This window comes from Polaromonas sp. P4_F4, from assembly GCF_056401355.1.
Map to the genome: position 1 here is coordinate 116,298 of NZ_JBFUJO010000008.1, position 24,945 is coordinate 141,242.

Sequence of the window (24,945 nt, forward strand, 5' to 3'; positions counted from 1 at the left end):
CGGAAGATCACCATGAAACAAACTTTCAAGACAATTCTCGTTGCCGCGGCCCTGGTGGCGGGCGGCAGCGCCATGGCGCAAGGCAAGCCCGTTTGCGGGCTGAACAACGGCAAGGCGGCGGCGGGTGAGCCGATCGCGCTGGGCGCCGTGGTCGGCAAGACCGGGCCCGACGACTTCAGCGCCTCGGCGCTGGCGGCCCAGGCGTACTTCAAGTGCGTCAATGCCAACGGCGGCATCAACGGCCGCCCGGTCGAGTTCACGATCGTCGACGACCAATGGAATCCCGAGGTGGCCGCCCAGGTCGCAGCCAAGCTCGTGAAGGACCGCAAGGTCGTCGCGATGGTGGGCAGCTCCAGCTTCGTCGAGTGCGGCGTCAACGCCAAGATGTACGCCCAGGAAGACGTGATGGTGATCGCCGGGGTCGGCGTGCCGCGCGAGTGCTTCTTCGCGAAGAACTACGTTCCGGTCAACACCGGTCCGCGCGTGTCCGGCACGCTGGTCGCGATGCACGCGGCGCAGCAGTACAAAGCCAAGCGGATGGTCTGCGTCATCCCGAACATTCCGAGCCTAGGCAACTGGGCCTGCGATGGCGCGAAGGACTGGGGTAAGGCCAACGGTGTCGAGGTCGACGTCATCGCCGTCGATCCCGGATCTCCGGACGCCACGTCCACGATGCTGCAGGCCGCGACGAAGAAGCCTGATGCCATCATCCTGAACCTGCCCAAGGGCATCATGGTGCCGATGCTCGCAGCGGCCGAACAACAGGGTCTCGCCAAAAAGATCCACTTCGTCAGCAGCACGCCCGCCTACAACTTCGACGTGCCCAAGACGATCGGCCCGGCGTGGAGCGGCAACTTCGACATCCACCTGGAGTTCATGCCTGTCGAGTCCGCCGGTAAGGACAACATGAACTGGAAGGCGACCATGGACGCCTTTGCTGGCAAGAACGACCCGCGCGACTCTTTCGCGCAGGCGGGCTACCTGGCTGCCCGCATCGCGACCGAGGCCCTGCTCAAGCTCGATCCTAAAAAGATCGACCGCGCCACTGTCAGTGCCGCGCTGCGCAATGTGAAGGGCTTCCAGAGCGACATCTTGTGCCGGCCGTTCTACGTCGGCGCAGGCGCCCGCCACAACGCCAACAGCAGCGGGCCCATCGTCCAGGTGAGCGGCAGCGGCTTCAAGCAGGTGAGCACCGGCTGCCTGATGGCCGCGGACCCTGAACTGGCCGACCTGCGCGCGCAGGAAAAGCAGCTGGGCTTTTGACCCATCCGGAGCCCCCATGTCTGAACTGTTGCCATTTCTGGTTTCCGGCCTCGGTGTAGGCGCGGTGTACGCGTTGTCGGGCGTGGGGCTGGTCGTCCTGTACCGTTCGTCGGGTGTGCTGAACTTTGCGTTCGGCGCGCTCGGCGCGCTCGCCGCCTATGTGGCGTGGTCGGCGCTGGATCGCGAGTGGCCGCTGGTGCTGGCCGCGCTCGCCGCGATTTCCGCCGCCGTTGCGATCTCTTTCGCCTACGGACGCCTGCTCGCTCCCCGCCTGGCCGCAAGCGACCCGACGGTGCGCTCGATCGGCACGCTGGGCCTCGCGCTCGTGCTGCTCGGTTTCACCGAATGGTTCTGGGGCGAGCAGCCGCGCAGGCTGGTGCTGCCGACGGACAGCGGGGCGATCGAGCTGGCCGAAGTGCGTCTGACCTACACGCGCGTGGTCGGCTTGGGCGTGGCCGTGTCGATGATGGCCGCCGTGGGCTTGCTGCTCGCGCGCACCCGCATCGGCCTGGCGATGCGTGCGTTGGCGGACCAGCGCGGACTGAGCGCCATCCTCGGCATCCGCGTGCTCCAGGTCGATACCGCGGCCTGGGTGATCTCCGGCGCGTTTGCCGGCGTGTGCGGCCTGCTGCTGGCCAACATCGTGCGATTGCAGGCCACGGTGCTGACCTTCCTCGTGATCCCTGCGTTCGCCGCCGCCATCATCGGCCGCCTCTCTTCCCTGCCCGCGACTGTTGCCGCGGGCCTGGCCATCGGAATCCTGGAGGCGGTTACCGTGCTGCTGCCCGGGTTCTCGCCCTTCAGGGCGGCCACCCCCTTTCTCATTGCGCTCGCGGCCATCGTGCTGTGGCGCGACGCATCCCGCAAAGCATAAGCATGACTCTTCCCAATTCCCTCCGGCGGGAGCGGCGTGCCGCCCGCCACAGCCTTGCACGCATGGTGCTCTTCGTCCTGGCCCTCGGCGCGCTGCTGCCCTGGATCGCGAACGCCTACTGGATCAAGACGCTGACCTCATCGCTGGCGCTGGCCATCGCCACCGCGGGCGTGTCCTTGCTCTACGGGCAGCTGGGCCTGGTGAGCCTGTGCCAGTACGCCCTGCTGGGTGCGGGAGGCTGGGTCGCGTTGCGTGTCGGCCATGGACTGCAGTGGCCGTTCGAAGCCTGCGTGCTAGCAGGCGGGCTGTCCGCCGGTGTCCTCGGCATGCTGGCCGGCCTGCCGGCCCTGCGCTTGAAAGGCCTTTACCTGGCCCTGGTGACACTGATGCTCGCCGGGGGGGTCCAGGTGGTGGTCAGCGCGACGGGCTTTCCCGATGGTGGCCCGGGTTGGCTCGGGCGCATCACCGGCAGCGAAAGGTTGCTCATGCCCCGGCCTGCGATGGCGCAGGACGAGGGCGCTTACCTGGCCTACGTCGCTGCCTGGCTGGCGGCGATGCTCGCCGTCATCGAACTACACCGCCGCACGCGCGCCGGCCGATCATGGGCGCTGATCCGCCGGGGCGAGGCGGCGGCCGAGGGCGCGGGCGTCAACGTGCTGCTCTACCAGACGTGGGCCTTCGGTCTCGCAGGTGTATGCGCCGGTGTGGCCGGCGCCTTGCTGGCGGGCGCGGTAGGCCAGCTGGACGGCCGCGCGTTCGCGGCCAGCGAATCGGTGATGCTGTTTGCGCTCACGCTGATCGGCGGCGCCTACCACTGGGCCGGCGCGCTGGTGGCCGGCCTGCTCTTGCGGGCGGTGCCGTCGCTGTTGGTCGACCTGGGCGTGAACGGCTACCTCGCGATGATCTTCTTTGGCGCCGCGCTCCTGCACGCACTCATCACAGCGCCGCGCGGATTGGTCGGCCAATGGATGGCGGCAATTTCCAGCATGCGTGCCGCAAGGAGGGCACCATGATCGACATTCGCGGCCTGACCGTCGCGTTCGGCGCCGTCACCGTCATCGACGGGCTGGACGCCGTGTTCGACGCGCCGGTGTGCGGGCTTATCGGTCCCAACGGCGCCGGCAAGACCACCCTGGTCAATGTTCTCAGCGGCTTTGTCCGTGCCAAGGCGGGTGAGGTGCACATCGACGGCGCACCCCTTCTGGGCTTGAACACCGCCCGCCGGGTCCGGCTGGGCCTGCGCCGGTCGTTCCAGACCGAGCAGGTGGTAGAAGACCTCAGCACCTGGGACAACGTGCAAGCCATGCTCGACCACGTGCCGCACGCACTGGGTGACGGCCAGCGCCAGGTCCATCGCGCCCTGGAGCACACGGGCCTGCTGGACTGCGCGGCCACGCCCGGGGGTGAGCTGGACCTGTTCCGGCGCCGCATGGTCGAAGTGGCGAAGGCGCTCGTCGGCACGCCCCGGCTTATTCTGTTCGACGAGCCGGGCGCGGGACTGGACGAGCGCGAATCGCGCGTGCTTCGCGATGCGATCGCCGCCATCCCCGTACAGTTCGGCGCCCAGGTCCTGCTGATCGACCACGACGTGGACCTGATCGCGAACCTGTGCACGCAGACGCTGGTGCTCGACTTCGGCAAGCGGCTCGCGCTGGGGCCGACGCGCGCCGTGCTCGACGACCCCCTCGTTCGACAAGCCTATCTCGGAAGCTGATCCATGCTCGAAGTCCGTCAACTCCATATTTCCCGCGGCGGAAAATCCGTCGTCCACGGTGTCGATCTCGACGTCGCGCCCGGCGAGATCGTCGCATTGCTCGGCCCCAACGGCGCCGGCAAGTCGAGCATCGTGCTCGCGCTGACGGGCGCCATCCCGCGATCGCAGGGACACGTCCGCATGGGCGGCACCACGCTGCATGGCCTGGCTCCCGACGCGGTGCGCAGGGCGGGGCTCGCCATCGTGCCCGAGGGCCATCTCCTGCTCGGCAGCCTGTCGGTCCACGACAACCTGCGTGCGGCGGCCCTGGTGCTACCCGCCAACGAGGTCGAGCCTGCGATCGAGCGCGTGCTGATGACTTTTCCCGAACTGGTGCCCAGGCTCGAACACCTGGGGCGTTCCCTTTCCGGGGGGCAAAAGCAGATGGTCTGCATGGCGCAGGCGCTGCTGGCGCGGCCCCGCGTCCTGGTGGTCGATGAACTGTCGCTCGGTCTCGCCCCGCTGGTGGTGAAGCGGCTGGCCGACGTTCTGCAGAGCGTCGCGGCGGAGGGTGTCGGCGTATTGCTGATCGAGCAGTTCACCACGCTGGCGCTGAGACTCGCGCAACGCGCCGTCGTCCTGCAACGGGGTCGGACCGTATGGTGCGGCCCGGCGAAAACGCTGCGTGATGAGCCCGAAATTCTGCAAGCGAGCTATCTGGCCTGAAGGAGAAATCCAATGATTCGATGCAATCTGCCTCGCTGGCAAAACCTGGCGTGGCGCGTGGCGGGGTGTGCGGCGGTGTCAGCGCTTATCGCTCTGCCCTGCGAGGCTGCGGGCGGGGCCGCGCGCAACGTGCCCATACGCATAGGCTCGGTGAGCAGCTTGACTGGTTCGGCGCGATTCCCTGAGTCGAGTGCCGCCGTCCGCGCTTACTTCGACTCTGTGAATGCCAGCGGGGGCATCCGGGGACGACAGCTGGAATTGATCGTCGAGGACGACAAGGGTGACGCCGCTGAAGCCCGGAATGCGGCCCGGCGGCTGGTCGATGAGCAAGGCGTGCTGGCGATGGTCGGCAGCGCCAGCATCGTGGACTGCGCCAGCAACGCGGAGCACTACCAGCGTTCGGACGTAATGTCGCTCCAGGGGACTGGCGTCGAGCCGGAGTGCTTCGCCGCCAGCCATGTGGTGCCGGTCAACACAGGACCCTACCTGTCGGTGCGCAATGCCCTGCAGTTCGCGCGCGAGTCCCTGAAGGCCTCCCGGCCCTGCGCCATCATTCTCGACATTCCGGGGGCCCGCGCGACTTTCGACGACGTGATGCGGGATTGGAGCCGCGAGAGCGGCGTCGGCATGGCGCATGTGGCTCGGTTCGGCCCGGGAGCGGACATTGAAGCCTTGGTCAAGCAAGCCGTCGCCAGCCGTTGCGACGCGGTGGTGCATACCGGGGTCGAGCCCATGGTTCTTGAATGGGTGCGCGCGGTGCAGCGGCTCGGCGTCCTAACCGGCGTGCCGACCATCTTCCTCGCGCCAGCCTATACCGAACGCGTGGCCGCGGAACTGCATGCAGCCAAGCTGCCGATCTATTGCATGGCGGAGTTCGAACCCTGGTCGAGCCGCTCCCTCTCGCTGACGGACTGGCGCGGCATGATGCAGCGCGCCAAGGTGCCTCCTTCATCCTTCGCGCAGGGTGGCTATGTCGCTGCGCAGGTGCTGGTGCGTGCGCTGCGCGGCATCGAGGGTGAACTCTCACGCCAGCGCGTCAGCGCCGCATTGCGGTCCGTGGCGAACCTCGACCTGACCATGGTGGGCACGCGAATCAGCATCGGCGCCAGCATCCGGCACAACCCGAACCGGGCCACCCTGCCGATGAAACTGGAGAACGGCACCTGGCGCATCGCCAGTGCTTTCTGGGTCATCGCGCCCTGACGCGGGCGGCTCGCGTCAGGGTCGCTTACTGGACGACAGCGCTGCGGCGCGAAGCGGCGGCCAGGCGCTGGTACTCGCCTGGTGTCATGGCGTATCGCTGCTTGAAGATGCGGCAGAAGTGGGCGCTGCTCTTGAAGCCCCAGGCAAAGGCGATCTGCGCCGCGGATCGGCCCTCGTTCGCTTCATGCATGAGTGCTGCGTGGCAGTGCTCGAGCCTTGCATTCCAGATCTGCCGCTCCAGGCCGATGGGGTCGTCTTCGAACACCCTGTGCAGGTAGCGCTTGGAACAGCGCAACGCATCGGCGATGCCCTGGATGCTCAGGCCTGGCTCGCAAAGGTGGCCCTGGATGTACTGCCGCACGCGCAGCTTCAGGACAGAGGGCAGGGGAACGGGCTCGCCGATGCGCCGGTAGGTCTCGGCCAGCGTCGAGCCGAGCAGCCCCATTACCGATTCGCTGATCGCCTGGCCCACGCCGTCGGGCAGGCTGGGCAATTGCTCACTGAGCGCACGCAGGTAGGTGCCGAAAACGCCATGCAGGCCGGCCACATTGTCGTGGCCCATCTGGCCGGCCAGCGGGCCGGAAAGCTTCAGGCCTGAAAGGAGCGCGCGCGGCACCTGAGTCACCAGCAGCGTGCAGCGTTCGGGGTTGGTAATTGCGTAAGGAGTGCGAGGGTCGTAAAGGATCCACTGACCAGGCGAAAGCTCCACGCGGCGGTGCTGTTGCTCGACGATGCCGCGTCCGCAGACCTGCAGGACCAGCTTGTAAAACTCGTCGGTCGGGAGCTCCCCGCAAGTGGTGTCGCGCGCAACGTGATGCGCCGGCCCGGTGATGCTGAACATGCGCAGAGCGCCGACGTCGTAGGCATCGAGGGATGCATCGAGCGGTTCGTCGTCCAGGCTCGACACCTTCAGGCGGCCAAAGTACCGTGTGTTGATGCTGCTCCATGCAGCGGCACGCTCGCAGACGAACACGCGGTTTGTTGACCAGTGGCTAGTACGCATGGTGATCTCCAGGATCGCGGACGGGGCAGTCTATGTGAGCGAACGATGGCCCAGTTGCACGGAAATCGCCGCCGCCGCGCGCTTGACGGCGGCGGCCATCGGCGACGACCAGGCGGCGGGCACGTGGTCCTGGTGACCGAGCACGGTGATGACCAGGGCGGGTTCGCCGTCATGGCCGAACACAGGCGCGCTGAACGCGTTCACTCCAGGGATCGGGCGGCCGACAGCGCGCGTGCAGCCATGGCTGGCCAGTTCATCTTGCGCCGGCGCCAGCTTGGCCCGAAGCCCGGCTGCGTTCACGCGCGCCGGTGGGCCGTTGGCAGCCAGCGCATCACCGGCCAGGGCGTCGGCGATGCGCTCGGTTCGCAGCACGCCTGCGAACGCGCGGCCGGTTGCCGTGTTGAAGATCGACATCACGGTGCCGGCGCGCATCGTCACGTGCAGCGGCTGGCGTGCGTCGATCATCCGGATCACCGTGGGCCCGAAATTGCCCCAGATCGCCAGCGCGACCGCCTGCCCGGTTTCGGCGGCGAGCGCCTCGGCGACCGGACCGGCGGTACGCACCGGGTCATATTGATGAAGCGCCGTGAGCCCGAGTTGAAGCGCTGCCGGTCCCAGCGCGTAGCGGCCGGTGGCGTTGTCCTGCTGCACCAGGCCCAGGCGGCCGAAGCTCACCAGGTATGGGTGCGCGCGCGAAGGCGGCAAGGCCGCGCCAGCGGCCAGGTCCTTCAGCAACATCGGCTCCAGGTGACCCGCCAGAGCCAGCAGCAGCCGCCCGCCCACCTCCACCGATTGCACGGCCCGCTGCGATTTGTCCTCGTCATGTGTGTCCATGCTCCATCCTAACAAATTGATTTGACAATGGCAAATTAATGCGGAAACCCTATGCGTACCAAATCCTTTGCCAGCCACGCCGACACGCAGGAGAAGCCGGTCACTTTTGAACAGCTCTCCGAACATGCGTGGGCCTATACGGCCGAGGGAGACCCCAACACCGGCATCGTGATCGGCGACGACGCGGTGCTGGGCCGACACGCAGGCCACGCCAGCGATGGTGGCGGACGTCGTTTGGCGAATCCGCGAGGTGACGGACAAGCCGATCAAGTACGTCGTGCTCACCCACTACCACGCGGTGCGCGTGCTCGGCGCGAGCGCCTACCACTCGCAACAGGTGCTGGCCAGCCAGGACACTTACGACCTGATCGAACGCGGCGAAGCCGACAAGGCCAGCGAAATCGGCCGTTTCCCGCGCCTGTTCCGCGACGTGGAGAGTGTGCCTGCGGGCCGGACATGACACACCATGACCTTCACGGGCAAGATGACGCTGTGTCTGGACAAGCTGGAGGTCCAGCTGCTCCAGCGGGAACGTGGCCAATGTATACGCCAGCGTGCAAGCCGGCGCCGGCAAGGACCTGAAGACCGTCTACCGCGAAACCTACGACAAGCTCAAGGCGGTATGCGGCCACTGGGTGATCTTCGACCACTGCATGCCCTTCGACGTCACGCGCTGCTACGACGAGGCCACCCAGTACCCCGATCCGCGCATCTGGACTGCCGAGCGCGACCAGCAGATGTGGGAAACGCTGGAAGGTTGACGCGCCCGCGCGCCATCCGGTGGTGGTGGTTGGCGCCGGCCCGATGGGCCTGGCGCTGGCCATAGGCGTGGCGAGCGCCCAGCGCATCGCCACCTTGCCCGAGGTGCCGACGCTCGCCGAGCAGGGGCTGACCGGCTTCGAGGCCTACGCATGGCAGGGTCTTTCGGTGCCCGCCGGCACGTCGCCCGAAATGATCGCCAGGCTCAACAAGGCACTTGTCGAGGCCCTCAACTCGACCACAGTCAAGGCACGCTTTCAGGCGCTCGGTGTCGAGGGCCTGCCCGGTACGCCGGCGCAGATGGCCAGCTACGTCAAGAGCGAGCGCGAGCGCTGGGGGCGGTTGATCCGCGACAACGGCATCAAGGTTGACTGAACATACGGAAATAGCTCTGCAGCTCCTGCCCTGATTGCACATCCGGGCCTGGAAATACCAGCCGTTCCAGCCCTTCCGCGCGAAGTTCGAGCGCGCCCCGCGCCAGGCGCATCGGGCCGGGCGAAGTCAGCGAATCGGTGCTGGGCCAAGGCCGTACCCATGGCATAAGAGCCGCAGGCCTCCTCCGTCCCGAAGCCCGGACAGCGACGCAGGCAGCTGGCACAATCGGTTGGCATACATCCGACGGATCTTTTTGTGACCGCCCCCGCCGCCCCCTCCTCACTCGCCGACATGCAGGCGCGCTACGGCCCGCGTTATCGCTGGCTGTTGCTGCTGTCGGTGATGATAGGCACCATGGCCTCGATCATGTCGTCGACCATCGTCAATGTGGCGATTCCCGACATGAGCCAGCATTTCACGCTGGGGCAGGAGCGTGCGCAATGGGTCAGTTCCGGCTTCATGGCGGCCATGACGGTCTCCATGCTCACCACGCCGTGGCTGCTGGCGCGCTATGGCTACCGCCGCACGTACGCCGGCACCATGCTGCTGCTGATGACCGGCGGCATGGTCGGCGGCCTGGCCAACAGCTTTGGCCTGGTGCTGGGTGCACGCGTGGCCGAGGGGCTGGCCGCCGGCATCGTGCAGCCGATTCCGGCCATCATCATCATGCGCGCCTTCGGCCCGCACGAGCAGGGCCGCGCCAGCGGCCTCTTCGGCATGGGCGTGGTGCTGGCCCCGGCCCTGGGGCCCAGCATCGGCGGCATCCTCGTCGACCTGTTTGGCTGGCGCTCGATTTTCTTCATGGTGGTGCCGCTGTGCCTGGTGTCGCTGTGGATGGCCTGGCGCTATGTGCCGGTCACCGCCCCCGGCGGCGTGGCGGCCAACCGCAACGGTGCCATGATTGACTGGCGCGGCCTGCTGCTGGCCGCCGTGGGCACGCTGTGCCTGCTCAACGGCATGGTGGAACTGCACGGCGGCAACCGCCTGGCGGCGCTGGGGCTGCTGGGCGCTGCAACCGCGGCGCTGCTGGTGTTTGTCGGATGGCAGCGACGCATGGGCGCCGCGGGCGGCACGCCGCTGATGAACCTCGCCCTCTTCGGCTACCGCCCCTTCGCCATGGGCAGCATCGTGGCCTTTATTTACGGCACGGCGCTGTTTGGCTCCACCTACCTGCTGCCGGTGTACATGCAGCTGGGCCTGAACCTGTCGGCCTCGCATGTGGGCACCATCCTGTTGCCCGCCGGCCTGGTGCTGGCCGCCACCATCGCCGGCGTGGGCCGGCTGGCCGACCGGCACCCGACCTGGCTGCTGGTCAGCATCGGCCTGGCCCTGCTGGCCGCGTCGTTCGCGCTGATGCTGAGCGTGACCCTGGCGTCGGCGCTGTGGCTGCTGATGCTCTGGGCGACGCTGGGCCGCATCGGGCTGGGCTTCATCCTGCCCTCGCTGAACCTCGGCTCGCTGCGGCCCCTGCATGAACACCTGCTGTCCCAAGGCGCCAGCGCCATCAATTTCCTGCGCATGCTGGGCGGTGCGATCGGCGTGAGCCTGTGCGGCATTGTGTTGGAGTCGCGCCTCGCCGCGCATGGCGATTCACTGGCCAACCCCGTCGGCAGCGCCGCGCGGCTGGCGGCCTTTAACGAGGCGTTTTTGATGCTGGCCGCCCTGTGCGCGCTGGCCATGGTGGCGGCCTGGCAGCTGAGGACGCCGGCGCCCGTGCCTGCGTCCTTGCCCGAACCCTCGAAGGCGGACTGACCATGTGCCAATTGCTGGGCATGAACTGCAACGCGCCGACGGACGTGACCTTCAGCTTTCGTGGTTTTGCGCAGCGCGGCGGGCACACCGACCAACACACCGACGGCTGGGGCATTGCCTTTTTTGAAGGCTCGGGCCGTGCAGACAGTGACAAGGGCCTGCGCCATTTCGTCGACCACCAGCCGGCCTGCGAGTCGCCGGTGGCCGACCTGATTCGCCGCTACCCGATCAAAAGCCGCAACGTCATCTCGCACATCCGCAAGGCCACGCAGGGCCGCGTGGCGCTGGAAAACTGCCATCCCTTTGTGCGCGAGTTATGGGGCCGCTACTGGGTGTTTGCGCACAATGGCGACCTGAAAGATTTCGCGCCGCGGCTGCATGGCAGTTTCCGGCCTGTCGGCACCACCGACAGCGAGCGGGCTTTTTGCTGGATCATGCAGGAGCTGGCCAAATCCCACGCCGGCGTCCCCAGCGTGCAGGAGCTGAGCATCACGCTGCGCGAACTGGCGGCGCAGATTGCACCCCACGGCACCTTCAATTTTTTGATGAGCAACGGGCAGGCGCTGTGGGCCCATGCATCGACCAGCCTGTACTACGTGGAGCGCCGCCACCCGTTTACCCATGCCACCCTGAGCGACGAAGACGTGAGTGTCAACTTTGCCGAGCAAACCAGCCCGAGCGACCGGGTGGCCGTGGTCGTCACGGCGCCGCTCACCACCAACGAAAACTGGACGGCTTTTGCCCCCGGTGAACTCAAGGTGTTCGAGAACGGGGCCCTGGTGAACGCCTGAGCAGCGCTGGCGGCGCCTTGCCTGTCAGTTCTTCAGCGCCTGCTCCAGGGCATCGATGAACATCGCTGCGACATCAAAGCCGGTCTGGTCGGCGATTTCCTGGAAGCAGGTGGGACTGGTGACGTTGATTTCGGTCACGTAGTCGCCAATCACGTCCACACCGGCCAGCAACAGGCCGCGCGCAGCGAGCACCGGGCCCAACGCCTCGGCAATTTCGAAGTCGCGCGTTGACAGGGGCTGTGCCACCCCCAGGCCGCCGGCGGCCAGATTGCCGCGCACCTCGCTGCCTTGCGGGATGCGCGCCAGACTGAAGGGCACCGGCTTGCCGCCAATCACCAGCACACGCTTGTCGCCCTTGGCAATCTCCGGCAGGAACTTCTGCACCATCACGCTCTGCGCGCCGTTTTTGTTCAGCGTCTCGGTGATGCTGCCCAGGTTCAGGCCGTCTTCCTTCACGCGGAAGATGCCCATGCCGCCCATGCCGTCAAGCGGCTTGAGGATGATGTCCTTGTGTTCGGCGTGAAAGCGCTTGATGTCGGCTGCGCTGCGCGTGACCAGCGTCGGCCCGCTGAACTGCGCGAACTCCAGAATGGCGAGCTTTTCAGGGTGGTCGCGCAGGGCACGCGGCTTGTTGAAGACGTTCGCCCCCTCGCGCTCGGCCTGCTCCAGCAGGTGCGTGCTGTAGAAATATTCGCTGTCAAACGGCGGGTCCTTGCGCATCACCACGGCATCAAAACCTGCCACAGCCACGCGCCCGTCGGGCCGCGCCGCGTCTTGCGCAAACCAGTCATCGGCGTCGCCCGTCAGCGTGATGTTATGCACCTGGGCTGTGACCCTGGCACCGGTTTGCCAGCTCATGTCCTGCGGCTCGCACGCGCTGATGCGGTGCCCGCGGCGCTGCGCTTCCCGCATCATGGCAAACGTGGTGTCTTTGTAGATCTTGAAAGATGCCAGCGGATCGGCAACAAAAAGTAGGTTCATGGCGTGGAGGTGGTCAGTGAATCGGCTGCCGGCCGCGGCAGGGGCGGATGGCGCTGTTGCCCGTATTGTTGTACAAACAGCGCCATCGCGCCGGCGACCCCGCCCGACAGCGTCACGAGAAATGTGATAAGCGCGGCTTCACGATGGGACTCGTCCCGGACCGCGGCCGCCAGGCCGGCAATGGCCGCCACCAATTCCTTGGGAAAGGCGGTCAGCAAACCGGTGACGGCCGCGAGGTTGAGGTCTTTGAAGAATTGCATCCCTGGAATTCTGAATACGACCGCAAGCAGCGATTTTATTTATAGCGACATCAACAAGCGCTCAACAATCACATGGGCGTAATGGCGCGCCACTTCTTTCACAAAGCGCGGGAAATCGACGTGGGCGCTGTCGTCTGCGCGATCCGAGATCGTGCGCACTGCGGCAAACGGCACACCATAGTCATGGCAAACCTGTGCCACGGCGGCACCTTCCATTTCCACTGCCAGCACATCGTGGCCGGCAGCGGCCAGCGCCGCGCGCAGTGCGCCGGATTCCTCGGCGCCGGAGACAAACCGGTCACCGCTGGCCAGCAGGCCCCGGTGGACGCGGGCACCCGGAAATGCCTGGCTGGCGTGGCCACTCGCCAGCGCCGCGCAGGCGGCATCGAACAGCAGGGCCGTCAAGGCGGGATCACCTTCGAAACGGGCTTTGCCGTACAGCGGCACTTCGTAACGCGGAAAGAGCGGCGAGGCATCCAGGTCGTGCTGGACAAAATCGGTGGCCACCACGACATCGCCCACCTGGACGCCAGCACCCAGGCCACCCGCCACGCCGGTAAACACGATACGGCTGACCCCGAAGCGCTCGATCAGCGCCGTGGCGGTGGTGGCCGCGGCGACCTTGCCGATTTTTGACAGGGCCAACACCACCGGCCGGCCATGCAGGTCGCCCAGCCAGAAGTCACGGCCCGCATGCGTCAGTTTGTGCGGCTGCTGCAGCAGCTCCATGAGGCCGTGCTGCTCCTCAAGAAGGGCGCTGAGGATGGCAATCGGTGCTGCGGCAGGACGGGCGGTGGGTGGCATGGGCAGATTTTGCACACAAAGGCCGGGGCAAGACGGCGCGGACATAAAAAAGGGGCGACTTTCGCCGCCCCCTAGAAAACCTTTGCAGGCTCTAAACCATGTTTGCCATGTTTGCGCAGCTCACTTTTTGTCGCGCAGCTCGCGGCGAAGAATTTTGCCAACCGGCGTCTTGGGCAGGTCGGTCCGGAACTCAACCACCTTGGGCTGCTTGTAGCCCGTGAGGTTGGCCTTGCAGTATTCGCGCACCTGGGCTTCCGTCAGCTCGGGGTTTTTCTTGACGATCACCAGCTTGACGGCTTCACCCGACTTGTCGTCAGCCACCCCCACGCAGGCGCATTCCATCACGCCCTCGAGCTTGGCCACCACGTCCTCGATCTCGTTGGGATAGACATTGAAACCGCTCACCAGGATCATGTCCTTCTTGCGGTCAACGATCTTGAAGAAACCGTTTTCGTCGAGCACGCCGATGTCGCCGGATTTGAAATAACCATCGGGGGTCATGACCTTGGCGGTCTCGTCGGGACGCTGCCAGTAACCCGCCATGACCTGCGGACCCTTGATGGCGATCTCGCCGGGCTGGCCGGGCGGCACTTCATTGCCGTCGTCATCGAGCAGCTTGAACCAGGTGCCGGGAATGGGCACGCCAATGGTGCCGGTAAAGGCCTTGCTGTTGGTCGGATTGCAGCTGGCCGATGGCGAGGTTTCGGACAGGCCGTAACCTTCGCAGATGGGGCAACCGGTTTTTTCCAGCCACAGCTTGGCCACCGCGCTTTGCACGGCCATGCCGCCGCCCAGCGAGACTTTCAGGTGCGACCAGTCCACGGTATTGAAGTCCGGGTGGTTGGCCAGGCCGTTGAACAGCGTGTTGACCGCGGGAAAGCTGTTGACCTTGTGCTTGGAAAGCTCCTTGAGCACGGCCGGCAGATCGCGCGGATTCGGGATCAGGATGTTTTTGCCGCCGGTGCGCATGCCCAGCATCATGTTCACCGTGAAAGCAAAGATGTGATAAAGCGGCAGCGCGCAGACATAGGTGGGCTGCTCGCCCGCGGGCAGGCTGGCCATGGCCGGGCCATTCCAGGCTTCGGACTGCAGCACGTTGGCAATCACGTTGCGGTGCAGCAGCACCGCACCTTTGGAAACGCCGGTGGTGCCGCCGGTGTACTGCAGCACCGCCACATCGTCGGGCTTGATGTCGGGGCGCTTGAGCGTGCCGCGCGTCCCCTGGGCCACTGCGTCGTTAAAGCGCACGGCACCCGGCAGATTGAAGGCAGGCACCATCTTCTTGACATTGCGCACCACATAGTTGACCAGCGCACCCTTGGCCAGGCCCAGCTGGTCGCCCATGGCGCACAGCACCACATGCTTGACAGGCGTGGTGGCGATGCACTGCTCGAGCACATGGGCGAAGTTCTCGATGATGACGATGGCCTTGGCGCCGGAGTCCTTGAGCTGGTGCTCCAGCTCGCGCGGCGTGTAGAGGGGGTTGACATTGACCACCACGTAGCCGGCGCGCAGGATGGCGGCCACAGCAACCGGATACTGCGGCACATTGGGCATCATGATGGCGATGCGGTCACCCTTGGCAAGGCCCAGTCCCTGCAAATAAGCACCGAAGGCGAGGGAGAGACTGTTCGTCTGGGTAAAGGTGATGTCCTTGCCCATGAAGCTGTAAGCCACACGGCTGCCATACTTCTGAAAGCTTTCCTCCATCAAGGCCACCAGCGACGGGTATTGCGAACTGTCAATGTCCGCAGGCACGCCCGCCGGGTAGGCTTTGAGCCACGGGCGATCAAGGGTCGCTGCATTCATGCTTGTCTTCTCCATCACGGTTGTCTGTGCCACGAATTCTCATGGCCCGCCCTCTTCGTGGCTATTGCGTTTTCCCTAGGAAACCGGAGAAATCAGAAGGGGAAGCCCTCTAATCCGGGGGCCTTGGCGCCCTTCATCCAGCAGGTGCGAAGGAGGAACCCCTCGCTGTCCGGAGCCGGCATGGATGGCCCCCGTGTGGCCACAATCCGTTTTTTATTCGCCCGTTTTTTTTCTCGTCCGTTTGCTGGCCTGTTTACTCAATCGCCTTACCCATGTCCTCAATCACCTTCTTGGCGTCACCAAACACCATCATGGTTTTGTCCATGTAGAACAACTCGTTGTCCAGGCCAGCGTAGCCGGCAGCCATGGAGCGCTTGTTGACGATGACGGTCTTGGCCCGGTACGCCTCGAGGATAGGCATGCCGTAGATCGGGCTGCCCTTGGTGAGCGCGGCCGGATTCACCACGTCGTTGGCACCCAGAATGATCGCCACGTCGGCCTGCCCAAACTCACCGTTGATGTCTTCCATCTCGAACACCTGGTCGTAGGGCACCTCGGCCTCGGCCAGCAGCACGTTCATGTGGCCCGGCATGCGGCCGGCCACCGGGTGAATGGCGTACTTCACGTTGACGCCCTTGTGAATGAGTTTTTCGGCCAGCTCGTTCACCGCATGCTGCGCGCGCGCCACCGCCAGCCCGTAGCCGGGAACGATGATCACGGTTTCGGCGTTGCCCAGGATGTAGGCGGCGTCATCGGCCGAGCCGGACTTGACCGGGCGCTGCTCTTTGGCGCCGGCCACGGCAGTGCCCGCCTCGCCGCCGAAGCCACCCAGGATCACGTTGAAGAAGGAGCGGTTCATCGCCTTGCACATGATGTACGAGAGAATCGCACCCGACGAGCCGACCAGCGAGCCGGCAATGATCAGCATCGAGTTGTTCAGGGAAAAACCGATGCCGGCCGCGGCCCAGCCCGAATAGCTGTTGAGCATGGACACCACCACCGGCATGTCGGCGCCGCCGATGGGGATGATGATGAGCACGCCCATCACGAAGCTCAGCGCCAGCATCGCGAAAAAGGCTGGCCAGCTGCCCGTGAACATGAACACCAGCCCCAGGCCGATGGTCAGCAGGCCCAGCACCAGGTTGAGCTTGTGCTGGCCGGCAAACTGCACCGGCGCGCCCTGGAACAGGCGGAACTTGTAAGTGCCCGAGAGTTTGCCGAAGGCGATCACCGAGCCGCTGAAGGTGATGGCGCCAATGGCCGCGCCGAGGAACAGCTCCAGCCGGTTGCCGGTGGGGATGGGGCTGCCTTTGGCCGCGATGCCAAAGGCGTAGGGCTCGGCGACGGCGGCCACGGCGATGAAGACCGCGGCCAGGCCGATCATGCTGTGGAAGAAGGCGACCAGCTCGGGCATCTTGGTCATTTCGACCGTCTTGGCGCGCCAGGCGCCATAACCCCCGCCGACCACCAGGCCCACCAGGACATAAGCCATGCCCAGGGCCTTGCCGCCCGAGATTTCGACGATCAGCGCCGCCGTGGTCAGCATGGCAATGGCCATGCCCACCATGCCGAACAGGTTGCCGCGGATGGAGCTGGTGGGGTGCGACAGGCCCTTGAGTGCCTGAATGAAGCAAACAGAGGCCACCAGGTACAGCAGCGTGACGAGGTTCATGCTCATTTGGCGGCTCCTTCGGCGGGCGCGACCACTTTCTTTTCTTTCTTGCGGAACATCTCCAGCATCCGGCGCGTCACCAGAAAGCCGCCGAAGATGTTGACGGCCGCCAGCGCCACGGCCAGCACGCCCATGGTTTTGCCCAGCGGCGTTTCGGTCAGTGCAGCGGCCAGCATGGCGCCGACGATCACGATCGCCGAAATGGCATTGGTGACGGCCATCAGCGGCGTGTGCAGGGCGGGTGTCACGGTCCAGACCACGTGGTAACCCACGTAGATGGCCAGGACAAAAATAATCAGGTTGATGATGGTGGGTGACACTGCATCCATGGTCTTCTCCGTGAGGTGGCGGTACCGGGCTTGAGACTGGTGTGGCCCGGCTGGCCCGATTGATCCCGAAATGGTTTTGTTTCTTGCTGGCGTTGCCGCCAGAGCCTACTTGCGCTTGACTTCACCGCCCTGCGTCATCAGGCAGGCCGCCACGATGTCGTCTTCCAGGTCGACATTCAGAGCCCCCTCTTTCGTGATGATGAGCTTGAGGAAGTCGATCAGGTTGCGGGCGTAGAGCGCGCTGGCGTCGGCCGCCACGAGTGCCGGCACATTGGTCTGGCCGATCAGCGTCACGCCGTGCTTGATGACGGTCCGGCCGGGCTCGGTCAGCGGGCAGTTGCCGCCCTGCGGCGCCGCCAGATCAACAATCACGCTGCCGGGCTTCATGGCTTTCACCATCTCTTCGGTCACCAGCACGGGGGCGGGGCGGCCCGGAATCAGGGCGGTGGTGATGACCACATCGGCCTGGGCCACGCGTTTGGCCACTTCGGCCTTTTGCCGCTCCAGCCAGCTGGGCGGCATGGGTTTGGCATAGCCGCCCACGCCGACGGCGGCCTCGCGCTCCTCGTCGGTTTCATAGGGAACGTCGATGAATTTGGCGCCGAGGGATTCGACCTGCTCCTTGACGCTGGGGCGCACGTCGCTGGCCTCGATCACGGCGCCCAGGCGCTTGGCCGTGGCAATGGCCTGCAGCCCGGCGACACCAACACCCAGGATCACCACGCGCGCCGCCTTGACCGTGCCGGCCGCGGTCATCAGCATGGGGAAAAACCGCTGGTACTGTTCAGCGGCCATCATCACGGCCTTGTAGCCGGCAATGTTGGCCTGCGAAGACAGCACGTCCATGCTTTGGGCCCGGCTGGTGCGCGGCGCTGCTTCCAGGGCAAAGGAGGTCAGCCCCGCGGCGGCCAGCCGCTGCAGGCCGGTCGCATCAAAGGGGTTGAGCATGCCGACCAACACGCCGCCGGCCTTGGCATGCGCCATTTCGCCGTCCACCGGGCAGCGCACCTTGAGCACGATGTCAGCCGCATAGGCACCCGCGGCGTCGGTGATCTCGACCCCCACCGCCGTGTAGGCATCGTCTGGCACGCTGGCTGCGACGCCGGCGCCGGACTGGACGCGAACGGTGTGCCCCTGAGCCTTGAGCTTTTTGGCCGTTTCCGGCGTGATGGCAACGCGTGTCTCTCCGGCCGTGATTTCGGCAGGTACCCCAATCAGCATGGGTCTCTCCTCAGTGGATTAGTTTTTTTGGCGCGATTTACTTCAGCTCACCCAGGAGCCTGACAGGGAATTTAAACCTGTCGGCAAGCTTACATGAGATTTCTGAATTTTTTGCCCGGGCAGTCTACAGTTTTTTGATGCGGGCACGCCACACCCCCACCCACTCCGCCCCGCCCATCTCGCACACCTCCACGCGGGCGCAGGCCCGGCAACAGCCCGGCCCACGCGTTGGAGAGAACTGGTTTGACGGCCAGGACAGGCAAGACAAGCAGGACATGCGGCCTGCGGAACGCCGCAGGCCACAGCCAGGCCGCCAGCGCCGCCTACTTCGCGGTCGGCATCACAAACTCTGCGCCCTTGCCAATGCTCTCGGGCCAGCGCTGCATGATGGACTTTTGCTTGGTGTAAAAGCGCACGCCCTCTTCCCCGTAGGCATGCATGTCGCCAAACAGGCTTTTCTTCCAGCCGCCAAAACCGTGCCAGGCCATGGGGACCGGAATCGGCACGTTGATGCCCACCATGCCGACCTGGATGCGCCGGCTGAACTCGCGCGCCACGTGGCCGTCGCGGGTAAAGCAGCTCACGCCGTTGCCAAACTCATGGGCGTTGATCAGGTTGACTGCCTCGGCAAAATCCTTCACGCGCACGCAGCCCAGCACCGGGCCGAAGATTTCTTCCTTGTAGATGCGCATGTCGGGGGTCACATGGTCAAACAGCGTGCCGCCCATCCAGAAGCCCTGGTCACATCCAGGCCCCGCACTGGCGCCGGTGAAGGTGCGTCCGTCCACCAGCAGTTTCGCGCCTTCCTTGACACCCTGGTCGATGTAGCCGGTGATGCGCTGGTGCGCCGCGGCCGTGACGATGGGGCCCATTTCCGCATCAAGGTTCACCCCATTCTTGACGACCAGTGTTTTGGCGCGCGCCTGCAGCATGGGAATGAGCTTGTCGGCCACGTTGCCCACCAGCACCGCCACGGAAATCGCCATGCAGCGCTCACCGGCCGAGCCATAGCCCGCGCCGATCAGCGCGTCCACCGCCTGCTCCAGGTCCGCATCCGGCATCACCACCATGTGGTTCTTGGCGCCGCCCAGGGCCTGCACGCGTTTGCCGTGCCGGGCGCCGGTTTCATAGATGTAGTTGGCAATCGGCGTCGAGCCGACGAAAGACACGGCCTTGACATCGGGGTGCACCAGCAGCGCATCGACCGCCTCCTTGTCGCCCTGCACCACGTTGAACACCCCGTCAGGCAATCCCGCCTGCTTGAGCAGCTCCGCCATGAAGAGGCTGGGGCTGGGGTCGATCGGGCTGGGCTTGAGGATGAAGCTGTTGCCGGCGGCAATGGCCACCGGGAACATCCACATGGGCACCATCACGGGGAAGTTGAACGGCGTGATGCCGGCCACCACACCCAGCGGCTGGCGCAGCGTCCAGTTGTCGATGCCGGTGGAGACCTGGTCGGTGAAGTCGCCTTTCAGGAGCTGCGGGATGCCGCAGGCGAATTCCACGATGTCGATACCGCGCGAGACTTCGCCCTGGGCATCGGTGAACACCTTGCCGTGCTCGGCGGTGATCATGTGGGCCAGCTTGTCCTTGTTCGCGTTGAGCAACTCAAGAAACCGGAACATGACGCGGGCGCGGCGTATCGGCGGCGTGTCGGCCCAGGCGGGAAAGGCAGCCTGCGCGGCGGCGACCACCGTGTCCACGTCCACCGGGCTGGCCAGCGCCACGTGGCCCGACACGGCACCCGTGGCGGGGTTGAAGACTTCCTGGCTGCGGCCGGACGCACCCGCGGTGATGCGTCCGTTGAGGTAGTGGCCGATCGCTTGCGGAGCGCTTGCTGAAGGAGATAAAGACATGTGCAATCCTTTGAGGCCTGATTCGGCCAAGTCTGGGCGTTGATGGGAGGCTTGAACGAAGTCTAAGACTCTCCGCCCGATTTGATAATGCCCTGTTTACTGATTACATTGTTCATATTTCTGAACAATGTCAATCAATGGAGCCTCGCCATGTCATCTGACCAGCTCTCCCCGCTTGTGGCCGACCTTCACCTCCTGACGGTCTTGGCGGCCACCCGCAGCTTCACCGAGGCGGCACGCCGCCTGGGCGTCTCCAAGGCCTCGGCCAGCACGCGCATCAGCGAGCTGGAGCGCGCCGCCGGCGTCTCGCTGGTGCGCCGGACCACGCGCTCCGTCGGCCTGACCGAGGCGGGCCAGCAACTGGTCAATGAAATGCAGCCGGCGTTCAACCGGATCAGCGAGAGCTATACGGCGGTCCGGGACCTCGTCGGTACGCCGCGCGGACTGATCCGGGTCACCGCACCGGTGGCGCTGGGGCGCCAGCACCTCGCGCCCTGCGTCGCCGCCTTCCTGAAACGCTTTCCCGACATTCACATCGAGCTGGAGCTGACCGACCGCTTTGTGAACCTGGCCAACGAAGGCTTTGACCTGGCCATCCGGCACACCAATGCGCCGCCCGAAACCCATGTGGCCTGGGTGCTGTGCGAAACGCGCTCGTTCCTGCTCGCCAGCCCCGACTACCTGTCGCGGCGGGGCACGCCGTCGCACCCGTCCGAGCTGACCTCGCACGACTGCCTGCTGTACCTGGGCGGCAGCCATGCCGGCAGCTGGACGTTTGTGCGCAACACCAAACGAAAATCGGACGAACGGGTGGGCGTGACCATTACCGGCACGCTCAAGGCGAACAACAGTGAAGTGCTGCGGGACGCCCTACTGGCCGGCCTGGGCATAGGCCTGCTGCCCGACTTCAGCCTGCCGGAAGGATGTGCCCCCACGCTTTTCACCTCGTGTAATACGCTGCCCCCCGAGGGGGCTGCGCTTGCTCGGGGCGGCCCAGCGCGGCGCGCGGCCCGCGAAAAACATCCGGCGCTGGTGCAGGTGCTGCCCGACTGGCAGGCGCAGGGATTCTTTGGCGAACGCATTTATGCCCTGCGGCCCTGGTCGCCGCAGGTGCCGAAGGCCGTCCAGTGCTTTGTCGAACACCTGCGCCAGAGTTTTGCCCAGGGGTTTGCCGGCGTGGCGGGTGGCCAGCCTCCGGCCAGAAGCTGATCCGGAGCAGCTTGCCGGCCAGGGGTTCACCGCGGCGGGACGGGAACACGGGGGGTACGGGGGGCACGGATAATCGCCCCATGAACAAACGATGGAAACCCAGCGTCACGGTCGCTGCGGTGATTGAACGCGATTTCGGCGGCGTCCGGAAATTCCTGCTCGTGGAAGAGCAGACCCGGGACGGCCTGAGGCTGAACAATCCTGCGGGCCACCTGGATCCCGGGGAGAGCCCCGAGCAGGCCTGCGCCCGCGAAACCCTGGAAGAGACCGCCTTTCATTTCAAGCCCACGGCCATCGTCGGCATCTACCTTTCGCGCTTTGAGCAGGCCGCGGCCGGACGCGTCACGCCGCTGGACATCACCTACCTGCGCTTTGCGTTTTGCGGAGAACTGGGCGAACACGTGCCCGGCCAAGCACTGGACGAAGGCATTGTGCGCACGGTATGGCTCACCGCCGACGAGATCAGGGCCTGCACCCACCTGCACCGCAGCCCCCTGCTGCTGACCTGCATGGAAGACTATCTGGCCGGAAGGCGTTACCCGCTGGACATCGTCACCACGGACCCTTCAGTTTTGCTAGAAAATCCATAGCTACCCACGCTCGTTTTATCGGAGTTCAAGGGCGATTATTTTCCTCATCCCGGCGCGTCCGATACGCCCGCAAGACAGCTAGGACAGTCGGAACAGCCGGGACAGCAAGCCGATGCGCTCAGCGCCGTGCCTTGAGCGCGGCGCGCAGGTAGTCGTGAAACATGCTCGCCGGCGCGCGCAGGGCCGCACCGCGGCGGGTGGCCAGGCCCAACACCCGGGACACCGACGGCCGGCGCAGTGCGACGCCGACCAGCGCCGGATGCGTGGGCGGCAGCGCCAGGCGCGGCACCACGGCCAGGCCCAGCCCCGCCTCCACCATGCCCAGCAGCGTGGCGATATGGCTGACTTCAAAGCGGTAGGACGGGTTGACGCCGGCCTTGGCCAGCGCATCGTCCAGCAACTGGCGGTTGCCGCTGGAGCGCGCCACCGCAATCAGCCGCTCGCTCTCCAGCTCCGCCCAGGCCAGGGTCTTGCGCGTCGCCAGCGGGTGCTCGCGGCACAAAGCCTGCACGAAAGAGTCGGTATGTAGGGGGTCAAACTTCACGCCGGGCACCGGGCTGCCCATGAAGCTGACCACCATCACCACCGTCCATGCGCGGTGATTGGTGCACGCGACGCACCAATATATTCAAAAAATGCAATTTACAACGCAGCACCACTTGCGAACAATGCGCCTGTCATCAAAGCCCTTGTGCGTGCTCGCCGTAGTGGCAATGCAATTGGCGACACCCTTCACCTGAAACGGCGGGAGCATCGGGCCCAGCCATACAAAGGAAACCAGATGTTGAAACCAATCACCGCTTTTAAATGCCGGTGGCCCGAAGACCCGCCATGCTGAACCGAAAAATACCCTGCGTCCTGATGCGTGCCGGGACCTCGCGCGGCCCCTTCTTTTTGCGGGAATGGCTGCCCGAGGGCGATGAAGCCCGCGACCAGGCCCTGATTGGCGCGATAGGCGCATCGGACCCGTTGCAGCTCGACGGTTTGGGGGGCGGCAGCACGCTCAACAGCAAGGTCGCCATCGTGTCACGCTCCAGCCAGCCCGGTTGCGATCTGGACTACCTGTTTGCCCAGGTTGGCGTCGGTCACCAGTCGGTAGACACCCGGCCCAACTGCGGCAACATGTTGTCCGGCGTCGCCCCGTTTGCCATTGAGCAGGGCTTGATCCCGGCGCAGAACGGCCACACCACGGCACGGATTTTCAACGTCAATACGGGTGCCCGCATAGACGTCACCGTCTGCACGCCCGGCGGACGGGTCAGTTACGAAGGCGATGCCCGCATTGATGGCGTGGCCGGGACCGCCGCCCCGATTTTATTGAACTTTCTGGACGCCTGGGGCGCGGTCACCGGAAAGCTGTTCCCGACCGGGCAGCGCATTGATGTAATCGATGGCCTGGAACTCACCTGCATTGACGCTGCCATGCCCCTGATGATCCTGCGTGCCAGTGACTTGGGCCTGACGGGGCGCGAGCGGCCTGCACAGCTGGATGCCAATACGGCGCTGATGGAGCGGATCGAGACACTGCGCTGCATTGCCGGCGCCCGCATGGGCCTGGGCGATGTGTCGGGCAGCGTGATTCCGAAGCCGGTGCTGGTCAGCGCCGGCGATGGCCCGCTCAGCATCACCTCGCGCTACTTCACACCTCGGCGCTGCCATGCGTCGCATGCCGTCACCGGTGCTATCGGCGTGGCAACCGCCTTCGCCTTGCCCGGCACCGTCGCCAGCGGCATGACCAGGCCGCCTGGCAAACACCCGCTGACGGTGTTGCACCCGGCCGGGCAAATTGACATTGAAGTCGAGCTGGAAGGCCAGGGGCAGCACGCCACGATACAGCGTGCCGCGCTGGTGCGTACCGCCCGGAAAATCATGCAGGGCGAGTTGCACCTGCCCGACTATGTGTTCCCCAGGTCCAGCCCGGAGCCCACAGCGAGCACCGAGGTGGCCAGGCCATTCCCCAGCAAAGACATCCTCATCATCGTGCCCACCAGCGCCGGCGGCGGCAACGACACCATGGCCCGCACGCTGACGCGCAAACTCGGCCCCTTGCTTGGCCAGGCCGTGACGGTGGACAACCGCGCCGGGGCCAATGGCAGCATTGCCAGCGAATATGTGGCGCATGCCCAGCCCGACGGCCATACCCTGATGTTTGGCTACATTGCCACCCACGGCATCAACCCGGCATTGCAGGCGCTGCGCTACGACCCCGTGGCCGACTTTTCGCCGGTCGGCCTGGTCGGCTATTCGCCCACGTTACTGGTCGTCCATGCCAACCTTCCGGCGCATAGCGTGGCGGAGTTGGTCGCCCTGATTCAGGCCCAGCCCGACCGCTTCAGCTATGCCTCGGCCGGCGAAGGCACGGCACCGCATCTGGCCGCCGAACTGTTCAAGCTCCACACCGGCGCCATGCTGCACGGCATGGCCTATCCCGGCGCTGCCCCGGCCATTGCCGACACGGTACGCGGCAACGCCCAGCTGATGTTCCCCAGCCTTTTTACCGCCCAGCCTTATTTGCGCAGCGGCAAGCTCAGGGCGCTGGCGGTGGCTGGACCGGCGCGCCTGCCCGGCCTGCCCGATGTGCCGACCCTGGCCGAGGCGGGTGTGACGAAAATCGAGTTGACCCAGTGGTACGCCCTGTTTGCGCCTGCCAAAACACCGCCGGCAGTCGTCACGCACCTGAACCAAGCCCTTAACACCGTGTTGCAGGACCCGGAAATCATCGCCCGCTTTGGGGCCGACGGAGCGCATGTGCAGACCAGCACCCCGGCAGCGCTGCAGCAACTGCTGATTGCCGAGCGGCAAAAGTGGCAACAGGTGGTGCAACTGGTGGGCCTTCGGGCCGAGACACCGCTGGCCGAGTAGCCCGCCGACAGACCCACCCGGGCATGCACTGCCCTGACCACTGAAGTTTGAATGATTTGAAAGATACCAGGAGACAAAC

22 protein-coding genes and 2 pseudogenes are annotated in these 24,945 nt (G+C 65.5%); 13 read left to right on the plus strand and 11 right to left on the minus strand.

Annotated elements, in window-relative coordinates; translation table 11 throughout:
• The first annotated feature begins 12 nt into the window (after window positions 1–12).
• Genes AC1DUR_RS11015 through AC1DUR_RS11040 form a run of 6 tightly spaced genes read left to right on the plus strand, consistent with a single transcriptional unit; the run spans window position 13 to window position 5,759 of the window.
• Window positions 13–1,263, plus strand: a complete 1,251-nt coding sequence (locus tag AC1DUR_RS11015) for an ABC transporter substrate-binding protein (RefSeq protein WP_477716304.1) — start codon at window positions 13–15, stop codon at window positions 1,261–1,263.
• 16 nt (window positions 1,264–1,279) lie between these two features.
• Window positions 1,280–2,137 carry a branched-chain amino acid ABC transporter permease gene (locus tag AC1DUR_RS11020; protein ID WP_477716305.1) on the plus strand — a complete coding sequence of 286 codons (858 nt, stop codon included), beginning with the start codon at window positions 1,280–1,282 and terminating at the stop codon, window positions 2,135–2,137.
• A 2-nt stretch (window positions 2,138–2,139) separates the two neighbouring features.
• Window positions 2,140–3,150, plus strand: coding sequence for a branched-chain amino acid ABC transporter permease (locus AC1DUR_RS11025; RefSeq protein ID WP_477716306.1), 1,011 nt, complete (start codon window positions 2,140–2,142; stop codon window positions 3,148–3,150).
• Window positions 3,147–3,851: an ABC transporter ATP-binding protein gene (locus tag AC1DUR_RS11030; protein ID WP_477716307.1), complete on the plus strand. Its 705-nt coding sequence runs from the start codon at window positions 3,147–3,149 to the stop codon at window positions 3,849–3,851. Before AC1DUR_RS11025 ends, AC1DUR_RS11030 begins: the two co-directional genes overlap by 4 nt.
• A 3-nt stretch (window positions 3,852–3,854) precedes the next feature.
• Window positions 3,855–4,556 carry an ABC transporter ATP-binding protein gene (locus tag AC1DUR_RS11035; RefSeq protein WP_477716308.1) on the plus strand — a complete coding sequence of 234 codons (702 nt, stop codon included), beginning with the start codon at window positions 3,855–3,857 and terminating at the stop codon, window positions 4,554–4,556.
• Between the two features lie 12 nt (window positions 4,557–4,568).
• Window positions 4,569–5,759 carry an ABC transporter substrate-binding protein gene (locus tag AC1DUR_RS11040; protein WP_477716309.1) on the plus strand — a complete coding sequence of 397 codons (1,191 nt, stop codon included), beginning with the start codon at window positions 4,569–4,571 and terminating at the stop codon, window positions 5,757–5,759.
• A 25-nt stretch (window positions 5,760–5,784) separates the two neighbouring features.
• Here AC1DUR_RS11040 and AC1DUR_RS11045 read toward each other — a convergent pair whose 3' ends face one another.
• Both AC1DUR_RS11045 and AC1DUR_RS11050 read right to left on the minus strand, forming a co-directional pair.
• Entirely contained in the window at window positions 5,785–6,762 is a 978-nt protein-coding gene (locus AC1DUR_RS11045; protein ID WP_477716310.1) for an AraC-like ligand-binding domain-containing protein, read from the minus strand.
• A gap of 30 nt (window positions 6,763–6,792) precedes the next feature.
• On the minus strand, window positions 6,793–7,596 hold the full coding sequence (locus AC1DUR_RS11050; protein ID WP_477716311.1) for an IclR family transcriptional regulator: 804 nt from the start codon (window positions 7,594–7,596) through the stop codon (window positions 6,793–6,795).
• 51 nt (window positions 7,597–7,647) lie between these two features.
• On the opposite strand from AC1DUR_RS11050, the pseudogene AC1DUR_RS11055 reads away from it, so the two are divergent.
• The 4 genes and pseudogenes from AC1DUR_RS11055 to AC1DUR_RS11070 all read left to right on the plus strand — a co-directional run bounded on the left by AC1DUR_RS11055 (window position 7,648) and on the right by AC1DUR_RS11070 (window position 11,273).
• Window positions 7,648–8,357 (plus strand): annotated as a pseudogene (locus AC1DUR_RS11055) (MBL fold metallo-hydrolase).
• Between the two features lie 22 nt (window positions 8,358–8,379).
• Window positions 8,380–8,730, plus strand: a complete 351-nt coding sequence (locus AC1DUR_RS11060) for a Bug family tripartite tricarboxylate transporter substrate binding protein (RefSeq protein WP_477716312.1) — start codon at window positions 8,380–8,382, stop codon at window positions 8,728–8,730.
• 291 nt (window positions 8,731–9,021) lie between these two features.
• On the plus strand, window positions 9,022–10,482 hold the full coding sequence (locus AC1DUR_RS11065) for an MFS transporter (RefSeq protein WP_477716728.1): 1,461 nt from the start codon (window positions 9,022–9,024) through the stop codon (window positions 10,480–10,482).
• Between the two features lie 2 nt (window positions 10,483–10,484).
• Window positions 10,485–11,273 (plus strand): class II glutamine amidotransferase, encoded by a 789-nt coding sequence (locus AC1DUR_RS11070; protein WP_477716313.1) that lies wholly within the window; start codon window positions 10,485–10,487, stop codon window positions 11,271–11,273.
• Between the two features lie 24 nt (window positions 11,274–11,297).
• Here AC1DUR_RS11070 and gshB read toward each other — a convergent pair whose 3' ends face one another.
• The 8 genes and pseudogenes from gshB to AC1DUR_RS11110 all read right to left on the minus strand — a co-directional run bounded on the left by gshB (window position 11,298) and on the right by AC1DUR_RS11110 (window position 20,205).
• A complete protein-coding gene (gene gshB / locus AC1DUR_RS11075; RefSeq protein ID WP_477716314.1) occupies window positions 11,298–12,254 on the minus strand; it encodes a glutathione synthase in 957 nt (318 codons plus the stop codon).
• Window positions 12,251–12,487: pseudogene (locus AC1DUR_RS11080) on the minus strand (hypothetical protein); the annotation flags it as partial. The pseudogene AC1DUR_RS11080 and the gene gshB, both read right to left, overlap by 4 nt.
• 66 nt (window positions 12,488–12,553) lie before the next feature.
• Window positions 12,554–13,318, minus strand: a complete 765-nt coding sequence (locus AC1DUR_RS11085) for a 5'-methylthioadenosine/adenosylhomocysteine nucleosidase (protein ID WP_477716315.1) — start codon at window positions 13,316–13,318, stop codon at window positions 12,554–12,556.
• 120 nt (window positions 13,319–13,438) lie between these two features.
• Window positions 13,439–15,127, minus strand: a complete 1,689-nt coding sequence (locus AC1DUR_RS11090; protein ID WP_477716316.1) for a long-chain-fatty-acid--CoA ligase — start codon at window positions 15,125–15,127, stop codon at window positions 13,439–13,441.
• Window positions 15,128–15,380: 253 nt separating this feature from the next.
• Window positions 15,381–16,805, minus strand: coding sequence for an NAD(P)(+) transhydrogenase (Re/Si-specific) subunit beta (locus AC1DUR_RS11095; RefSeq protein ID WP_477716317.1), 1,425 nt, complete (start codon window positions 16,803–16,805; stop codon window positions 15,381–15,383).
• The gene (locus tag AC1DUR_RS11100; RefSeq protein ID WP_477716318.1) at window positions 16,802–17,128 is read right to left on the minus strand and encodes an NAD(P) transhydrogenase subunit alpha part 2; all 327 of its coding nucleotides are present in this window, start codon (window positions 17,126–17,128) and stop codon (window positions 16,802–16,804) included. The genes AC1DUR_RS11095 and AC1DUR_RS11100 overlap by 4 nt, the downstream gene beginning before the upstream one ends.
• A 105-nt stretch (window positions 17,129–17,233) precedes the next feature.
• Window positions 17,234–18,349, minus strand: a complete 1,116-nt coding sequence (locus AC1DUR_RS11105) for a Re/Si-specific NAD(P)(+) transhydrogenase subunit alpha (protein ID WP_477716319.1) — start codon at window positions 18,347–18,349, stop codon at window positions 17,234–17,236.
• A gap of 323 nt (window positions 18,350–18,672) precedes the next feature.
• A complete protein-coding gene (locus AC1DUR_RS11110; RefSeq protein ID WP_477716320.1) occupies window positions 18,673–20,205 on the minus strand; it encodes a CoA-acylating methylmalonate-semialdehyde dehydrogenase in 1,533 nt (510 codons plus the stop codon).
• A gap of 150 nt (window positions 20,206–20,355) precedes the next feature.
• Here AC1DUR_RS11110 and AC1DUR_RS11115 point away from each other — a divergent pair, with 150 nt between their 5' ends.
• Window positions 20,356–21,414 carry a LysR family transcriptional regulator gene (locus tag AC1DUR_RS11115; protein WP_477716321.1) on the plus strand — a complete coding sequence of 353 codons (1,059 nt, stop codon included), beginning with the start codon at window positions 20,356–20,358 and terminating at the stop codon, window positions 21,412–21,414.
• A gap of 80 nt (window positions 21,415–21,494) precedes the next feature.
• Window positions 21,495–22,004 (plus strand): NUDIX hydrolase, encoded by a 510-nt coding sequence (locus tag AC1DUR_RS11120; RefSeq protein WP_477716322.1) that lies wholly within the window; start codon window positions 21,495–21,497, stop codon window positions 22,002–22,004.
• Window positions 22,005–22,122: 118 nt separating this feature from the next.
• Here the strand turns inward: AC1DUR_RS11120 and AC1DUR_RS11125 are convergent, their stop codons facing one another.
• Window positions 22,123–22,584 (minus strand): LysR substrate-binding domain-containing protein, encoded by a 462-nt coding sequence (locus AC1DUR_RS11125; RefSeq protein ID WP_477716323.1) that lies wholly within the window; start codon window positions 22,582–22,584, stop codon window positions 22,123–22,125.
• A gap of 251 nt (window positions 22,585–22,835) precedes the next feature.
• Here AC1DUR_RS11125 and AC1DUR_RS11130 point away from each other — a divergent pair, with 251 nt between their 5' ends.
• Entirely contained in the window at window positions 22,836–24,866 is a 2,031-nt protein-coding gene (locus AC1DUR_RS11130; RefSeq protein ID WP_477716324.1) for a 4-oxalomesaconate tautomerase, read from the plus strand.
• Window positions 24,867–24,945 lie beyond the last annotated feature (79 nt).

Excerpts from the sequence above, each read along its gene's own strand:
- AC1DUR_RS11120 (WP_477716322.1), top strand. The coding sequence starts at position 21,495 with ATGAACAAACGATGGAAACCCAGCGTCACGGTCGCTGCGGTGATTGAA.
- AC1DUR_RS11130 (WP_477716324.1), top strand. The coding sequence starts at position 22,836 with ATGCTGAACCGAAAAATACCCTGCGTCCTGATGCGTGCCGGGACCTCG.
- AC1DUR_RS11085 (WP_477716315.1), bottom strand. The coding sequence starts at position 13,318 with ATGCCACCCACCGCCCGTCCTGCCGCAGCACCGATTGCCATCCTCAGC.
- AC1DUR_RS11065 (WP_477716728.1), top strand. The coding sequence starts at position 9,022 with ATGCAGGCGCGCTACGGCCCGCGTTATCGCTGGCTGTTGCTGCTGTCG.
- AC1DUR_RS11050 (WP_477716311.1), bottom strand. The coding sequence starts at position 7,596 with ATGGACACACATGACGAGGACAAATCGCAGCGGGCCGTGCAATCGGTG.
- AC1DUR_RS11110 (WP_477716320.1), bottom strand. The coding sequence starts at position 20,205 with ATGTCTTTATCTCCTTCAGCAAGCGCTCCGCAAGCGATCGGCCACTAC.
- gshB (WP_477716314.1), bottom strand. The coding sequence starts at position 12,254 with ATGAACCTACTTTTTGTTGCCGATCCGCTGGCATCTTTCAAGATCTAC.
- AC1DUR_RS11095 (WP_477716317.1), bottom strand. The coding sequence starts at position 16,805 with ATGAGCATGAACCTCGTCACGCTGCTGTACCTGGTGGCCTCTGTTTGC.
- AC1DUR_RS11025 (WP_477716306.1), top strand. The coding sequence starts at position 2,140 with ATGACTCTTCCCAATTCCCTCCGGCGGGAGCGGCGTGCCGCCCGCCAC.
- AC1DUR_RS11030 (WP_477716307.1), top strand. The coding sequence starts at position 3,147 with ATGATCGACATTCGCGGCCTGACCGTCGCGTTCGGCGCCGTCACCGTC.
- AC1DUR_RS11070 (WP_477716313.1), top strand. The coding sequence starts at position 10,485 with ATGTGCCAATTGCTGGGCATGAACTGCAACGCGCCGACGGACGTGACC.
- AC1DUR_RS11090 (WP_477716316.1), bottom strand. The coding sequence starts at position 15,127 with ATGAATGCAGCGACCCTTGATCGCCCGTGGCTCAAAGCCTACCCGGCG.
- AC1DUR_RS11015 (WP_477716304.1), top strand. The coding sequence starts at position 13 with ATGAAACAAACTTTCAAGACAATTCTCGTTGCCGCGGCCCTGGTGGCG.
- AC1DUR_RS11115 (WP_477716321.1), top strand. The coding sequence starts at position 20,356 with ATGTCATCTGACCAGCTCTCCCCGCTTGTGGCCGACCTTCACCTCCTG.
- AC1DUR_RS11040 (WP_477716309.1), top strand. The coding sequence starts at position 4,569 with ATGATTCGATGCAATCTGCCTCGCTGGCAAAACCTGGCGTGGCGCGTG.
- AC1DUR_RS11100 (WP_477716318.1), bottom strand. The coding sequence starts at position 17,128 with ATGGATGCAGTGTCACCCACCATCATCAACCTGATTATTTTTGTCCTG.
- AC1DUR_RS11020 (WP_477716305.1), top strand. The coding sequence starts at position 1,280 with ATGTCTGAACTGTTGCCATTTCTGGTTTCCGGCCTCGGTGTAGGCGCG.
- AC1DUR_RS11125 (WP_477716323.1), bottom strand. The coding sequence starts at position 22,584 with ATGGTGGTCAGCTTCATGGGCAGCCCGGTGCCCGGCGTGAAGTTTGAC.
- AC1DUR_RS11105 (WP_477716319.1), bottom strand. The coding sequence starts at position 18,349 with ATGCTGATTGGGGTACCTGCCGAAATCACGGCCGGAGAGACACGCGTT.
- AC1DUR_RS11035 (WP_477716308.1), top strand. The coding sequence starts at position 3,855 with ATGCTCGAAGTCCGTCAACTCCATATTTCCCGCGGCGGAAAATCCGTC.
- AC1DUR_RS11045 (WP_477716310.1), bottom strand. The coding sequence starts at position 6,762 with ATGCGTACTAGCCACTGGTCAACAAACCGCGTGTTCGTCTGCGAGCGT.